We start from the raw sequence: 15,413 nt of genomic DNA, 5'->3' as shown, positions 1-15,413 counted from the left end.
CCAGCCGAAATCCACACTCCTCGCGGATAGTACGACACACAATAGTTTTGGCAACTTTCTATCGTGAACCCGCATTTCTACGGATTCACGATAGAAAGTGAATTCATTTCACGAGCAACTCGCCCGCACCTTCCGGCCACGCCGTTGCCCGGTGGTGTATCTTGCACGTCCAAATACATCCGCACCGACCACAGTTGGTGCAGCGAGGGCGGGGTTTGGGTGCTCACCAGAAAGAAGAATCGACCAGAGCTGCCACTGAGCGAAATAATATTACGTGTCCGAATCCTCGTCATCGACGACCAGGACTTCCCTTACATCAAGCTGTTCAAGCGCGACGGCTACACCATCGAAAAATGGCGTGACGTCACCAGCATCAAAGCTCTCGAACAGGGGCAGTACGATCTGATCCTGCTCGATCTGCAAGGCGTCGGTGCACGCGTCTCGATCGAGGACCAAGGCCTCGGCGTACTGAAGCACATCAAGCAGGTTCGCCCATCGCAGCTCGTGATCGCCTACTCGAACGCCGAGTTCCCGGTCAAATATCAGTCCTTCTTCGAACTCGCGGACGGCGTGCTACCGAAGAGTGCCGACTACTTCGACTTCAAACGCAAAGTGGACGACCTGCTCCGCAACAACTTCTCGCTCGGGTTCCACATGGAGCGAATCAGCACCGCGCTCAACGAGGTAGGCCTGAGCGGCCGCAAGGACCTGAAGCTGGCCAAGAAGGCAGTACGGCGAGGAGACACCTCCGCGCTGCGACAGCATCTTTCCCGGACGTTGGACAATGTGACGGTTGAAAAGATCGTTTCCATTGCCCAACTCGCGATCAACGTAACCCGACTATGGACCCAGTAGCGCTGCAGTTCCTGCCGTACCCGCATGTCTTCCGTGGCGAACGCCGCGACGGAATCCACATCCCGTGGCCAGACAGATGCGGATCATGCAACCGGCAGTGCGAGTCAGCAGCCTCCTCAGGGGTGGGCCTCTGCTCGTACGGCCTCAACTACGCCCGGATCGACGACGATCTCTTGGTTGCCGGCGTTGTCGCGCGCGACTACCCGACGCACTTGGCCGCGCATAGGCGCATGGTCAAGAAACTCGGCAAGAAGACGATCGTGCTCACCGACCTCCGTGCCGTCATCGATGCCGCGTCAGCCGCGGACGCGAGGTTCGCCAGCGAAGTCGATGACGCCAAGCGAGCAATTATCGAGGAATACAAGGCAAGCGCGGGTTACCTCGACGACATTGTCCGGGCGCTTCGCCCTGACGTGCAACGTTCGCTCGCTCAAGTGCACGACTATCGACAACTGATCACCCAAATCGTGCAGAATGTCAATGTCATCGTCGAAACCGCAGAGCCGGGCACAGAATTCGAGGTGGCGCTTTCGTCGGCCGCACCGGAACTTCGAGCGATATACTGGGCCGCCCGCCTGCTGGAGAGCAAACTCGAAGCGGCGTTGTACCTCATGTACCCGGAGAAGATCGACGACCCGAAGTCCAAGAAGAACTTCCGCCTGCACGGCCTGGTCACGAAGTATTCACGAATATACGGGTCAACCTTCCAGTCCAAGGATCTGAAGGTGGTGACCGCGGGCGGAAGCTGGGGATCCCTGCACGCGAATCCGGACGCGGTCGGCGTGATACCCCACGCTTTCCTGGACAACGCCGCGAAGTACGCACCGCCAGGAACCACAATCACCCTGTGGTTCGCCGAGGATGAAGAACACATCACGTTCGAAGTCGAATCGTTCGGCCCGCCTATCCGACCGCACGAGTTCACGCAGGTCTTCGACTTGTTCTTCCGCGGGGAAGCAGCGCAAGCTCAATCCGTTGAAGGGACAGGCTTCGGGCTCGCACTCGCGAGCCACATCGCCTGCGTGATCGGGGCACAGTTGTCGGTCAACCAAGGAGGACGGAAAGGTCCAGACGGAACGGTGATCACGAGTTTCACAGCGGTGTTCCCGAAAGGGCCGTTGAGCGCGTGATCGCCGACACGGGATTCAGCGGTCGGTGACCTTGCCGTTCGCCACCTCGATGTGCCGGTTGGTCGACACCGCGGCCAGCATCCGGCGGTCGTGTGTGACGAGCAGCAGTGTTCCGTTGTACGAGGTCAAAGCGGATTCCAGTTGCTCGATCGCGGGCAGGTCCAGGTGGTTCGTCGGCTCGTCCAGCACGAGCAGGTTCACGCCCCTGGCCTGCAACAATGCCAGCGCCGCGCGAGTGCGCTCGCCGGGCGACAACGTCCGGGCCGAGCGGGTCACGTGCGCTGCCTTGAGGCCGAACTTCGCCAGCAGCGTGCGGACGTCCGCGGGTGTCCACTCTGGAATCGCGGCGTTGAAGGCGTCGATCAGGTTCTCGTCGCCGTCGAACAGCGCGCGTGCCTGATCCACTTCGCCCACCACCACGCCAGGCCCAAGCGCGCCGGTTCCGGAATCCAGGGGTGTGCGGCCGAGCAGGGCGGCAAGCAGGGTCGACTTGCCGGAGCCGTTCGCGCCGGTGATCGCGACCCGGTCCGCCCAGTCGATCTGCACAGTGACCGGTCCGAGGGTGAACGAGCCGCGCCGAACCACCGCGCCGCTCAAGGTGGCCACCACCGCACCGGCCCGTGGCGCGGCGGCGATGGTCATCCGCAGCTCCCACTCCTTGCGCGGCTCCTCGACCTCGTCGAGCCGTTCGATCATCCGCTCGGTCTGCCGGACCTTGGCCGCCTGCTTCTCGCTGGCCTCCGAGCGGAACTTGCGGCCGATCTTGTCGTTGTCGCTCGACTTGCGCCGGGCGTTGCGCACGCCTTTGTCCATCCAGGACCGTTGCGTCTGCGCCCGCGACTGCAGTGCGGTGACTGTGCCGGCGTATTCGTCGTACTGCTGACGGGCGTGCCGCCGGGCGACTTCGCGTTCGGTCAAGTACGCCGAATAGCCGCCGCCGTAGCTGCGAATCTGCTGCTGGGCGAGGTCCAGTTCGACGACCCTGGTCACGGTCCGGTTGAGAAACTCCCGGTCGTGGCTGACCAGGACCGTGCCCGCGCGCAGCTCGGTCACGAACTTCTCCAGCCGCTCGAGGCCGTCCAGGTCGAGATCGTTGGTCGGCTCGTCGAGCAGGAAGACGTCGTACCGGCTGAGCAGCAACGACGCCATCCCGACCCGGGCGGCCTGGCCACCGGACAACGAGGTCATCGGCTGGTCCAAGCTCACCTCCATACCTACTTCTTCGATGCGTTCGTCCAGGTCAGCGCCGCCGAGCGCCAGCCAGCGCTCCAGGCTTTCGGCATACGCGTCATCGGCGGCCGGATCGTCCCCGCCAAGCGCCTCGGCCGCCGCGTCCATCGCGCGCTGAGCTTCCGTGACACCTGTGCGCCTGCCAAGGAACGCCCTGACCGTCTCACCAGCCCGGCGCTCCGGTTCCTGCGGCAAATATCCGACGTTCGCCGACGCCGGGCTCAGCCGCACCGAACCCTGCTCGGCCGGTATCAGACCGGCCAGCGTGCGCAGCAAGGTCGATTTCCCCGCGCCGTTGACGCCGACAAGGCCGACCACGTCACCAGGCGCGACAACCAGGTCAAGCCCGGCGAAAAGGACCCGATCACCGTGGCCCGCGGCAAGGTCTTTGGCAACAAGTGTGGCGCTCATCAGCCGCGATTATGCCTCAGCGGTCGGATCCGTAGCCTTCGTCCCTGAGTTCCTTGCGGTAACTCGCGTCGATCGCGCGCCGCGCCAACTTTGGGGATGCGGCAAGGCCTTTGGACAGAATCCGGGTCATCGACGCGGTGTCACGGTTCTGCGCGAGGTGCTGTGCGGCGACTTTCATCAGGTCGGGAGCGTCCGACGGGTCGGCCGACCGGTCCCAGATCCTCGACTTCGCCACCGCGTCACTGTGTTCGATCGAGGCGTGCTCGATGTGTGCGACCAGAGCTGCGTGAGGCGGTTTGTCCTGCACAGCCATGGTGGAAAGCAACTGTGGATCATCGGTCATGTAGCCGGTGCCGCTCATGTGCAGGACCTCGTCGATGCCCGGGATGAGCGCGGCGATGGCGACGTGGTCACATGTCACGAGGTTGCGAAACGTGTCGGCCCGTTTGTTGCCCCGCCGATCCGGTATCGCGACCGTGTGTCCATCCAGGACTCGGATGAACCCGGGCAGATCGCCTTTGGGACTCGAGTCCCCGCGGCCGTCGGCATCCCATGTGGAAACTACCGCGAACGACGACAATGCCAGGAAGTCCTGCGTCGAACCCGGTACCTCGGTGCTTCGGGGTGCCACGCTCCATAGCTTCGACCTCAGCACGCATCTCGCGCAATGCACCCAACTCTCGTCCAGCTCGATGGTGACCCGGTTGTCCGCTGCATCTGTGACGGAACCGTTGAGGCGCAATGTCTCTCCGACGCCCGGCAGCAGGAACACCATCGACGCGCCACTGCCCGGCATCGCGGGAGGCGCTTCGAAGGACAGCCGGGTCGGCGAGTCCACCTCAGCGAACCCTGGTGCGCCACCGACAACTGTGGTGCGTGCGATGCCTTCGCCGTCACGAAATCCAAACCCGGCAAGAGGAGCGTGCGCCAACACCGTCCGGCACCCGTCGTCGAGAGTGCGGGTCGTCTTCTGCAGCACCATCGGAGATGGTTTCCCGACCGTCGCTTCCACGTCGGCCACAGTCGTCAGCTTGTGCATGCCTCGACCGTAGGATGGCCAGCATGCGGCATGTGGCCAACATTGACCCTGAAATGGCCAACGGTGTGATCGCGATCGGCGGGCAGTTCACTCGAGGCGTACTCGCTGGCCTGCACGAGCACGCCGAGCACCTGCTGTCGTGGTCTGCGACGACGACCGTGTCACTGCGCACGCGGCACCGGGACTGGCTGGTCCCACCGACCCATGCACTGTGGATGCCCGCCGGATGTCCCCACTCGGTCGAGGTGTTCCGCTCCGGGCGCGGCTACGCGGTGGTGGTGAGCCCCGAGAACTGCCCGATCACGTGGACCGAGCCCACCGGTGTCCTGGTCACGCCACTGATCCGGGAACTGATCGTGCACCTCGATCAGCACCAGCGGCCGCACCACACCCGTACGGCCGCCGTGTCCCTGCTGCTGAGTTTGCTCGAACCGGTGCCCGACACGACTTTCCATGTGCCGCTGCCCGACGATCCCCGGACTCGCGCGATCGCCGAAGCCCTCATCGCGGATCCCGCCGATCAGCGGGACCTCGCGATGTGGGCCGCGCACACCCATTCCAGCGTCCGGACAATCACTCGTTTGTTCACGCGGGAGACCGGGATGACGTTCGCGCAGTGGCGTACCCATGCACGCGTCCGGGCCGCGCTCATCCACTTGGCACAAGGCAGTTCAGTCGGAGCCACTGCCCGTGCCGTCGGCTACCACAAGCCAGGCGCGTTCGCTGAGGCGTTCCGCCGTGTCACAGGCCAGCACCCCAGCGTGTACCGCTGACCCGGAACGTGGTGAGGACGGCCGCGTGATCCGACGGCCACGCGTTGGCACGGTGATTGGGCACGGCCGCCGGCCTGCCCTCGACCACGGTCTTCGACCCCGTGACGCTGAGCGGACCGGCATAGTAGACGAAGTCGATCCGGTCCTGCGGCTCCGGCTCGCCCTTGTGCGAGTCGTAGCCGTAGCCACCGGTGAACACCGGGTAGACAGGCGACCAGGTGGTGCCGGGGTCCCGATTCACCGCGCGATACGAGTCGCGCAGCCCGGCCTGCGTGGGCAGTACGGACGTCGGCCACGCAACCGCTCCGTAGCCACAGTGCGGGGTCTGCGGCGTCCAGTCCAAGTGGGACGGTGCGTTGAAGTCACCGGTCAGCAGCACCGGCGTCCGCCCTGCCGCCGCCAGGTCGGGCCGCATCTGCTGCAGGACAGCCTTGATCTGCGGAGTGCGACCGGACTTCTCTTCGTTGGCCAGCAATTGCTCCTGGGTCATCTTGCCGAAGCACGCGTCGTACGGTCCATATGGGGTGTAGCCGAGGTGGACGTTCCACACCACGGTCTCGTGCTGTTCGTCGAACCGCACCCGGACCTTCGTCGCGACCGACAACGGCCCGTCCTTGCGTTCGACGATCGGGTACCGGCTGATCACACCGAGGTCGGAACCGGTCTGGTGGTAGTCCCACCCGAGCGCCTCGGCCAGCTCACGGGTGGACGTCGCCGACGTCTCCTGCAGCCCGACAATGTCCACATCAGACTGAAGCAGCACCCTGAGCTGCTTCTCCCTGCCATTGTCGACCTGGCTGCCGCCGTGCCACAGGTTGAAGCTCATCGTCTTGAGATCCGGCACCAGCGGCGTCCCCGGCAACCGGACCTCGATACCCACCGTCGCCGTACTGGTCTCGCCAAGGGCGTTACGAGCCTCGACACGCAACGGCATCGACACGTCGCTCGACCTCGGCGTCCCGGTGATATCACCGCTCGCCGCCACGTTGATCCACTGCGGGCCGCCGATCTTGCGGAAGGTCAGTCCTTCGACGTCTCCACGGACCACACCCCGCACAGTCGCCCGGTACGGCGCCAGAGCACGTGCATTGCGCAGGTCGAACGTATCGGTGACGAAGTGCAGCGGCGCGTTGCTGGTGATGCGCAGCTTCACCGGTGCCGCCAGCCATTGGTAGCCGTCCTGGGCCAACGCGAAGACGATGTAGTTGCCCGGTTCCAGTCCGTCGGTCGGCAGTGTCGCCGTACCGCTGCCTGCCGTGATGTAGACCCAACGCAGCGACGGGCCGACGTACTTCTCATCCACCGGCCCATTGCCCGGATCGGTGTAGAGCCCGAGCCAGTTGGTCGCGTGCGGCCGAGGAGTGCTGTAAGTCGCCGTAATCGGCTCGCCCACGCGCACGGTCGGCGACGCCAATGCCAGCGTGCCGTCCAGCGCGGCCGAAGCCGGGGCCGTGATACCGGCCAGAACCAAAACCGCCACTACGAGCGGGGTGAGCCAACGCATCCGTGCCTCCTCGATCAACGGCATGCAGCCTCAGCCGTGACGATGACCGGTTCGTGTACACACTATGACGAACAGCGGGCAGCCTGACTACGAAGTGTGGCCAGACCGATCAGCCAGCTGCGAGCAAGGGTTCGACCAATGCCTGGAGACGCGGCGGTGTCGGCACGCGTTCGAGGGCTCCCGTTGTGAGGTCAAGGCGGTGCACGGGTGCTCCTGTCTTCGACGGAACCAGCAACGTTGTCGGGCTTTCCCATACGGGACCTAATGCCATTGACGGGCTCAGTATCGAATCGTCGGGCAGCCAATGGGTTTGCGGATTCTGGATGTCCTCGAGGGGAAAGACCGTGATGGCGTTGGGGAAGTTCCGGACCCGGTATACGCCGGCGCCGCCCGGGACGAGTTGGCACTGTTGGTCCAGGGGCACTTGGTGGGTTGTGCCGTCCTGGTCGGTGATGATCAGGCCGGTCGAGTCGGCGGCCAGAGTCCGGCCGCTGATCGGATCGATTTCCCTGACCTGCCGGTCGAGCTGCACGGGGTCGCTCCCTGGGGTCCAGCTCATGGGTTTGTACTCGCCGGAGAAGTACACCGTGTCGCGGTATATGCCGATCACGCCGATGCTGAGGGTGTCATCCCACGGCATGGTCTGGTGGGAAAGATCAGCCAGATCGTAGAGCTGCAAGGCGTAACTGGAGTCACGGCCCAATCTTGCCTCCACTGTGGCCAGTCGACGACCGTCTGGGCTGAGCACCACGTGTGGCATCAGGTCAGTTCCGAACGACACGCTCTCTCCGCCCGGTTGGACAAGAGTGATCGGATCGCCATAGGTGATCAACAGAATGCCGTACGCGGACTGCAAGGCACGGCTGATCCGCGACTCCAGCGGCGGAAGTTCGACCGTTTCGTCGCCGACGATATGGCCCGCGGCGAGCACGCCCGCGCGCGGCGGAGCGCCCGCTTCGGACACCTGCACCGGCGCGGGCTTCGGGGGCGACTTCACCTGCGCGGGTGGTGGCGTTGACCCACCAGCAGGGAGGCGACCACCGCGCAGCACATCCATCCGCAGTTCGGTATCGCCGGTGACCTCAAGCATGGCCTGGGTCTGAGCGTAGTGAAGTGTCGCGCGGACCTCCTCCTGTGTTGCCAGCAACTGGTCAGCCAGCCAGCCGACTGTGACGGCGCGTCCGTCCAGCCATGCGGCCACAGACGCGATGTCGGTGGCAAACGACTGGTATTGCCGACGATCGCTCTGCATGGCCAGTTGGGTGACCAGATCAGCCGGTAACCTCAAGACCTCCCGCGCGAGCGGCGGCGAGGACACCCGCCGATACTTGCGGCCGTCGTACGTCACAAGCCCAGCAGCCACGAAGAAAGTCAGCAGTCCACGGCGTGTGGTCGGCGCGGGCACGCCTAACTGGGCGGCGTAACTCGCCAATTTGGCTTCCTCGGCCGCCGCTTCGGCGATCCGCGACGAACGCGACTGGGTGGCTTGCTCGTCGAGATCCGCGTGGCCGGTTGGCAATGCCGGTGCGGGCACGGGAAACAAGCGTTCGTCAAGCCAGTCCGCGGGCCGGTGGTGCGCCACCGCCCACGCGGCCACATCGTCGATTGTCGCTCCGTCCTGGTCACCGGCCTGCGAAACGATGTACGGCAGTTCCCAGGCATGCGAGCCGATCACGGTGTCCCATCCCGGATCTGGGCTGGGAACGGGTGGAGTGCCGCGCTTCAGCCATCTCGGCGGTGCCACTGGCTCGGGCTGTGGCCAGAACTGCAGTCGCCATGTGTCCCCGAAGTCCTCGCCTTTCTGGCGCGCCACCCGGACTCGGTACAGGCCGCGACCGCCGAGCCGAAGGTCTGGCCGCATTTGGGCGCCGGTGAGGATCGTCAGTCCCACGATTCCGGACCACGACCGGTACAGCGTCTCCGCGACGTCGTCCCACTCGCCGTCCTCCGGTGGCTCCGAGTCGTGGCTCTCCATGGTGATCACGTGGTAGCCGTCGCCCGCCGACGCCTCGAACCAGGCATTTCCACCGCCGGCGAACGTGCCGCACCGGGCGGCCGCCGACGCGCCCTCGTTCAACACGGACTCGGGCCACTCCGGCCACGAACCCTCGACCGGTGTGTCCCTGAGGACGATCAGCCCGTACTCGGGCAGGTATTCGTCTTCGTGGTAGGTCCCCAACAGCGCCATGCGGACACGTTATCGGCACCCACCGACATTTCCGGTTCAGTCCGGCAGGATCCGGGCGGCCGCGATGGTGACGTTGGCGCTGTTCGTCTTCGGCGCGGCCAGCTCGACACGACCGCCGAGCTCGCGGGCGGTCAGCAGGGCCGCGGCCTCGGCGACGCTGGCGGTGCCGAGTTCATCGGCGACCGTGGCCGACGGGTTCGGCACCTCCACGGCGGCCAGTTCAGCGGCGGTGTGAATGGTGATCGGCGGTGTGCAGCCGTCGTCCTCGCCGTGCCAGAAGCCCCAGTCTGCCACGGCGTCCTGGATTCCGGCTTCGTCGGCCTTCACGTCGATCGTGGCGAAGGATTTGACCGCACGAGGGTCGAGGTCGTGCTCCGATTCGAGCAGGGCGAACGCCGCCTGGACTGCTTCCTGTGTCACGCCACGGCTCGATCCGACCCCGACGACCAGGGTCTTCGGGATCAGCCGGAGCAGTTTTCCCTTGGGCCGCAACGCGGGCAGCCGGTCGTCGATCAGGACTGTCCACTCTGTACCGTAGTTGTCCGGCTGCAGGTTGGCGGGCATGTCCGGCAGTACGAAGCCAAGAGGGTTGAGCAGGCGGATGGGGTCACCTGCGAGGACCGCCGCGCCGCAGGCCGCGATGTCGCCGTCGATCGCGGTGTCGAGGGACTCCACGATCTCGTCGAGCGGTGATTCGCCGACGTAGTCCGATGTGGGCACGGCCGTGATGTTCAGTGTGTCGGCGATTTCCGTGGCGAGGACGTTTCCGGCACTCGTCAACGCGATCACGAAACCGTCGTGCACGCAGACGATGCCTGGGTCGTCACGCCGATTTTCCAGCAGTGGAGCCACAAGCCGCGTGACCGCACCCGCGCCCATGAAGAACACCGCTGTTCCCAAGGAGGGCCACAAGCGTTGCAGCGCAGGCTTGACGGGACCGTCCACCAGAACCGCGTCGGGCCCCAGGGACAGCGAGGCGGCAGCTTTCTTCCCTTGCGCTGTCGCCGTGAAAAGACCGATCACCTAACGCCCCAAACCAGTGTCACCGGATCATCCGCTGCCAGCCGGGTCGAGCCGTCGGAGTGTTCTGTCATCCGCGCCACGCTCAATTGGCAGCCGTCAACACGATAGTCGGCCGCCTTCAGGGCTGCATGGGTAGGGCCCACACGGTCAATCGACGCCAGTGCGACCACAATGCGCGACGCGCCAACGGTCGTGCACGCGCGGATCACGGCCTCGCCGCCACCGCCGATGAACACCGCGTCCGGCGCCGGCAGGCCGCTGATCGCGGCCAGCAACTCGGCCTCCACCACGCGGACGTCCACACCGTACTTGCTGGCGTTGGCGAGAATCCGCAGGCACTGCATGGGATCCCGTTCCACCGCCAGCACGGCCGCGCCCAGCCGCGCGCACTCCACGCCCAGCGCACCCGATCCGGCGCCGACGTCCCACACCAACGTTCCCGGTGCGGGAGCGACACGGGCCAGGGCAAGGGCACGCAGTTCGGCCGACGTCACCATGCCGTCGCGGTGCGAGAAATCGTCCTCCGGCAGCGCCCATCCGCCGGAAATTGGTTGCGCACCAGCGATCCAGCCGCGCGGCGGCACCCGCTCGGCCTCGGCGAGGCATACCACGACGTTCACCTCGCCCCACGGCCGCGCGGCGGCCTCGGCGAGGTCCACAGTGGACACCTTCTCGTCCGGGCCGCCCAGGTCCTCGGCCACGACCAGGGTCCGCCGCCAGCCGCGCAGAGCAAGCGCCAGGGCAGCGGGTCCGAGACCCAAGACAGCCACCGCGGGACGTGCTCGGCAGACGTTCAAGGCGCGCACGGTGTCCTCGTCGACGGCGTTGACGACGACCACGTCGTCGGAGGGGCGCCCGATCGCGGCCAGCACCCGCTGCACGCTCGACACCGCGGGCAGTACGGTCAGCCGGACGTTGTTCTCCCGCAGCGATCGGACCACGCCGAAGAATCCGGGATCACCGTCCGCGAGCACCACGGCGTGCGCCGCGACGGTCAAGTCGGTCACCATCGACTCGATCGACCCCAGTTCGATGGTCCTGGCCCGGTCCGGCGCGTGCGCGTCCAGCTGCCGCCGGGTGCCGACCACCAGGTCGGCCTCATCCAACGCGGCCGAGGCACCTGCGGGCAGGGTCTTGCCGTCGACCCCGATCACCGTCACCGTCATCGGTCAGCTCACCCCGTTTCATGAGAGCCGAGCCATACCCTGCCACATCTTGTTCAAGCAGAGGCGCAAGCGACGAAACGGGCGATCGCCGCGGGGTTTGCGACGGGGTGAGTGTGCAGGTAGGAGGCGTGCACCCGGCCCGACACGAAGCCCTCGCGGACCACGTTCGCCTCCCGGTCACGCCAGATCCACGCGGCTTTCGCGCCGTGCACCGGCTGCACGACTGTCCGGTGGAACTCGTGCCCGGTCCACCGCATGCCTTCAGTGCCCAGAGGCGAATCAGCAGCGGCGACGGCATCGCGGTAGCCCAGCGACAGCGACGGGGTCATCTCGGCGGTAGCGTCCAGAACTCCGCACATCGGGTGCCCGTCCAGGCTTTTGACCAGGAACAACAGCCCGCCGCACTCGGCGTGCACCGGACCGCGGAACTCCGCGACCGCACGGCGGAGTCCCGAGTTGGCCGACAGCGCCTCCGCGTGCTGCTCGGGAAAACCGCCCGGCAACACCAGGCCACGGGCCCCGTCAGGCAAGGCAGAGTCGTGCAGGGGGTCGAACACGGCCACATCGGCTCCGGCCGCGGCCAGCAACTCGGCGTGCTCGGCGTATCCGAAGGTGAACGCTGGTCCCCCGGCCACCCCGATCACCGGCCGGCCTGCCTCTTCGATGTCCGGCTGCCACGCACTCCCGTCAAGCGGCCCAGCGGAACGGGCCACCGCGGTCACGGCATCCAGGTCGACTCCACCTGCCACGAGATGAGCCATCGAGTCGATCACCCGGGTGGCCTCCGGGCCGTGCTCGGCAGCGGTCACCAAGCCGAGATGCCGGGACGGGACCTGCAGGCTCTCCGCCCGCCGCAACGCACCGAGCAGCGGCAAGCCGACTTCCTCGCAGGCGCGCTCCAGGATCGAGGCGTGGTACGACGAGCCCACCCGGTTGGCGATCACGCCGGCCAGCCGGATCGAGGTGTCGAAGGCCCGGAACCCATGCACCAGCGCGGCCATGCTGCGGGCCTGGCCCCACGCGTCGACCACCAGGATCACCGGCGCGTGCAGGAGCTTGGCGATGTGCGCGGTCGAGCCGAAGTCCGAGGCCGGGTCACGGCCGTCGAACATGCCCATCACGCCCTCGATCACCGCGATGTCCGCGCCCTGCGCCCCACGCAGGAACAGCGGCTCGATCGTGGACTCGCCGACCAGGACCGGGTCGAGGTTCCGGCCGGGCCTGCCGGCCGCGAGCGTGTGATAACCGGGGTCGATGTAGTCAGGGCCGACCTTGAACGGTGCGACCTTGTCGCCACGCCGCCGCAACGCCGCCATCAGCCCGGTCGCCACCGTGGTCTTGCCGCTGCCGGACGCCGGGGCCGCGATGACCACCCGCGGAATCACCACTCGATGCCTCGCTGGCCCTTTTGCCCCGCGTCCATCGGGTGCTTCACCTTCGTCATGGCCACCACGAGGTCGGCGGCGTCGATCAGAGCCTGCGGGGCGTGCCGCCCGGTGATCACGACGTGCTGGTGTCCTGGCCGGTCGCGCAAGGTCGCCACGACCTCCTCGACATCGACCCAGCCCCAGTGCATGGGATACGTGAACTCGTCAAGGACGTACAACCCGTGCTGCTCGGCGGCGAGGCGGCGCGCGATCTCCCGCCAGCCTTCCAGCGCAGCCGCGGCGTGGTCCTCCTCGGTGCCCTGTTTGCGGCTCCAGGACCAGCCTTCGCCCATCTTGTGCCATTCGACCGGCGCGCCCTCGCCGGTCTCGTCGTGCAGCCTGCCGAGGGCCTTGAACGCGTTCTCCTCGCCGACTTTCCACTTGGCGGACTTGACGAACTGGAACACGCCGATCGGCCAGCCCTGGTTCCACGCCCGCAGCGCCAGCCCGAACGCCGCCGTGGACTTGCCCTTCATCTCACCGGTGTGCAGCATCAGCAGCGGCCGGTTGCGGCGCTGCCGCGTGGTCAGGCCGTCTTGCGGAACCGCGACCGGTTTTCCTTGTGGCACGCCGTTTCTCCTTATGCCGCTCGCGCTGCCCGGACCACGCCGGTGACCTGGTCGGCCGACAGCTCGGCCAGCCGCAGGCAGGTCCCGCCCAGCACCGCGGCCAGCCGGGATGCCAGCCCGAGCTTGACGTAGCCCTGCTCGCAGTCGACCACGATGTTCGGGATACCGTCCGCGGCAAGCATTCCGGCCGCGCGCATCGCGTCGTCCATCGGGTCACGCCCGCCCGCGCTCTGCGTGGCCCTGCCGTCGGTCAGCAGCACGAGCAGAGGGCGCCTGCGCGGGTCGCGGAGCCGTTCGGCCGCAAGCACTCGGCGTACCCTCAACAATCCGTCGGCGAGCGGCGTACGACCACCGGTCCGCAGCCCTTTGAGCCGTGCGGCAGCCGCGTCCACAGAGGACGTCGGCGGCAACGTCACCTCAGCGGAGTTCCCGCGGAACGTGACCACACCAACCTTGTCACGCCGCTGGTAGGCGTCACGCAACAAGGACAACACAGCACCAGTCACCGCGGACATTCGCTTGCGAGCAGCCATCGACCCGGAAGCGTCCACACAAAACAGAACGAGGTTGCTTTCCTTGCCCTCACGGACAGCCAACCGCAGGTCCTGCCCGCGCAACACCAATCCGGCGCCATCGCGGCCACGTGCGGACTGGTGCGGCGCGGCGGCCGACAACGTCCCCACGAGATGCAGCCCGTTGCCCTCCACAGTGGATGGTCGGACTATGTAACCGTTACGGGCCGTCGCACGGGATCGACGGCCGGGAGCACCTTCACCGATGCCCGGGACCTGCAACAGCCTGGCTTTGAACGCGGGCGCGGGCGGCACTGGCGGCTGGTCACCGCCGCCGGGGGAACCCTGTGGCTGCTCGGCGTTACGAGGCAGCTCACCACCACCATCATCTGGACCGTCTGGACCGTCCGGGTCGTCGTCGGGCCCTTCGTTCTCTTGCTCCGCCGCGTTCTGCAGAGCGTCCTGGAGCTGCTGTTCGTCAATTCCTGGCTCGTCAAAGGGATCCCGACGGCGGCGGTGCGGCAACGCAAGCCGCACGGCGACTTCGACGTCATCGGCGTTGACGGCGTCGCCGCCACGCCAGGCAGCGTGCGCGACTGCCGTCCGAGCCACGACAAGGTCGGCCCGCATACCGTCCACTTCGAACGAAGCACACACCGAAGCGATCCGGCGGAGCTCTGAGTCAGGCAACGCGACACCAGGCAAAGCCGTACGTGCCTTGACAATCTGCGCCGCCAGCTCCGCGTCGGCCGCGGTCCACTTGGCGGCGAAACCTGATGGGTCGGCCTCGAACGCGAGGCGGCGGCGGATCACCTCGGTCCGGATCGCCACGTCCCGCGACGACACCACGTGCACGGTCAGCCCGAACCGGTCCAGCAGCTGCGGCCGCAACTCGCCCTCTTCCGGGTTCATCGTCCCGACCAGCAGGAAGCTCGCCGCGTGGGAGACCGAGACGCCTTCCCGCTCGACGTGGGCGCGGCCCATCGCGGCCGCGTCGAGCAGCAGGTCCACCAGGTGGTCGTGCAGGAGGTTGACCTCGTCGACGTACAAAACCCCACGATGGGCAGCGGCGAGCAGACCGGGCTGGTACGCGCGCACGCCCTCGGTCAGCGCTCGCTCCAGGTCAAGCGACCCGACCAGACGGTCCTCCGTCGCGCCGACCGGCAGTTCCACCAGACGCGCCGGGCGCTGGTCGGCGCCGGTGTGCGGGGCGTCCGGGCACGCGGGGTCTGGGTTGGCTGGATCGCAGGCGAAGCGGCAGCCCGGGACCACGTCCACAGCGGGCAGCAAGGCCGCCAGCGCTCGGACGATCGTCGACTTCGCGGTGCCTTTCTCGCCTCTGACCAGCACTCCCCCGATGCCCGGATGCACCGCGTTGAGCAGAAGGGCCATCCGCAGGTCGTCGTGTCCGACGATGGCGGAGAACGGGAAGCGCACGGCGAGATCCTTCCCCGGGTGTCCACGCCCGAAGTCGAGGCCACGGGCACGCGGGCGCGTACCCGAGTGCGGGCGGAGTATCTGGCTCCCCAGCCGTCAGGCCAGGTCACAGTGGCGGGACCGCGCCGGACTCGCACCGGCTTCCTCCG

12 protein-coding genes and 1 riboswitch are annotated in these 15,413 nt (G+C 66.8%); of the genes, 3 read left to right on the top strand and 9 right to left on the bottom strand.

Translation table 11 applies throughout. The features are described 5' to 3' along the window. Window positions 1-63: 63 nt before the first annotated feature. Window positions 64-855 (top strand): DNA-binding transcriptional response regulator, encoded by a 792-nt coding sequence (locus B9C43_RS28770; RefSeq protein ID WP_143446652.1) that lies wholly within the window; start codon window positions 64-66, stop codon window positions 853-855. Next, window positions 843-1,985, top strand: coding sequence for a sensor histidine kinase (locus B9C43_RS28765; RefSeq protein WP_084430090.1), 1,143 nt, complete (start codon window positions 843-845; stop codon window positions 1,983-1,985). Before B9C43_RS28770 ends, B9C43_RS28765 begins: the two co-directional genes overlap by 13 nt. Before the next feature lie 15 nt (window positions 1,986-2,000). Here the strand turns inward: B9C43_RS28765 and B9C43_RS28760 are convergent, their stop codons facing one another. Both B9C43_RS28760 and B9C43_RS28755 read right to left on the bottom strand, forming a co-directional pair. Then, on the bottom strand, window positions 2,001-3,626 hold the full coding sequence (locus B9C43_RS28760) for an ABC-F family ATP-binding cassette domain-containing protein (RefSeq protein WP_084430089.1): 1,626 nt from the start codon (window positions 3,624-3,626) through the stop codon (window positions 2,001-2,003). A gap of 16 nt (window positions 3,627-3,642) precedes the next feature. Beyond that, complete coding sequence (locus tag B9C43_RS28755) at window positions 3,643-4,665, bottom strand: pyridoxamine 5'-phosphate oxidase family protein (protein WP_084430088.1); 1,023 nt, start codon at window positions 4,663-4,665, stop codon at window positions 3,643-3,645. A gap of 23 nt (window positions 4,666-4,688) precedes the next feature. Between B9C43_RS28755 and B9C43_RS28750 the strand changes: the two genes are divergently transcribed. Beyond that, complete coding sequence (locus tag B9C43_RS28750; RefSeq protein ID WP_160096753.1) at window positions 4,689-5,438, top strand: helix-turn-helix transcriptional regulator; 750 nt, start codon at window positions 4,689-4,691, stop codon at window positions 5,436-5,438. On the opposite strand, the gene B9C43_RS28745 is transcribed toward B9C43_RS28750, so the two are convergent. From B9C43_RS28745 to B9C43_RS28715, 7 genes are all read right to left on the bottom strand, one after another. Beyond that, complete coding sequence (locus B9C43_RS28745) at window positions 5,407-6,966, bottom strand: endonuclease/exonuclease/phosphatase family protein (protein WP_084430086.1); 1,560 nt, start codon at window positions 6,964-6,966, stop codon at window positions 5,407-5,409. The genes B9C43_RS28750 and B9C43_RS28745 overlap by 32 nt on opposite strands. A gap of 85 nt (window positions 6,967-7,051) precedes the next feature. Beyond that, entirely contained in the window at window positions 7,052-9,130 is a 2,079-nt protein-coding gene (locus B9C43_RS28740) for a DUF6042 family protein (protein WP_084430085.1), read from the bottom strand. A 36-nt stretch (window positions 9,131-9,166) separates the two neighbouring features. Further along, entirely contained in the window at window positions 9,167-10,153 is a 987-nt protein-coding gene (locus B9C43_RS28735; protein ID WP_051895313.1) for a cobalamin biosynthesis protein, read from the bottom strand. Continuing rightward, window positions 10,150-11,319, bottom strand: a complete 1,170-nt coding sequence (locus B9C43_RS28730; RefSeq protein WP_084430084.1) for a bifunctional cobalt-precorrin-7 (C(5))-methyltransferase/cobalt-precorrin-6B (C(15))-methyltransferase — start codon at window positions 11,317-11,319, stop codon at window positions 10,150-10,152. The genes B9C43_RS28735 and B9C43_RS28730 overlap by 4 nt, the downstream gene beginning before the upstream one ends. A 53-nt stretch (window positions 11,320-11,372) precedes the next feature. Next, a complete protein-coding gene (locus B9C43_RS28725) occupies window positions 11,373-12,704 on the bottom strand; it encodes a cobyrinic acid a,c-diamide synthase CobB (RefSeq protein ID WP_084430391.1) in 1,332 nt (443 codons plus the stop codon). Continuing rightward, complete coding sequence (gene cobO, locus B9C43_RS28720) at window positions 12,701-13,315, bottom strand: cob(I)yrinic acid a,c-diamide adenosyltransferase (RefSeq protein WP_033382766.1); 615 nt, start codon at window positions 13,313-13,315, stop codon at window positions 12,701-12,703. The genes B9C43_RS28725 and cobO overlap by 4 nt, the downstream gene beginning before the upstream one ends. Before the next feature lie 11 nt (window positions 13,316-13,326). Then, window positions 13,327-15,264: a putative cobaltochelatase gene (locus B9C43_RS28715; protein ID WP_084430083.1), complete on the bottom strand. Its 1,938-nt coding sequence runs from the start codon at window positions 15,262-15,264 to the stop codon at window positions 13,327-13,329. Between the two features lie 75 nt (window positions 15,265-15,339). After that, window positions 15,340-15,411: riboswitch (cobalamin riboswitch) on the bottom strand. Between the last annotated feature and the right edge of the window lie 2 nt (window positions 15,412-15,413).

Source organism: Kibdelosporangium aridum (assembly GCF_900176515.1).
Lineage (GTDB): Bacteria > Actinomycetota > Actinomycetes > Mycobacteriales > Pseudonocardiaceae > Kibdelosporangium > Kibdelosporangium aridum.
Note: the sequence above shows the minus strand (reverse complement) of the source record. Positions and strands in the feature narration are given on the sequence as shown.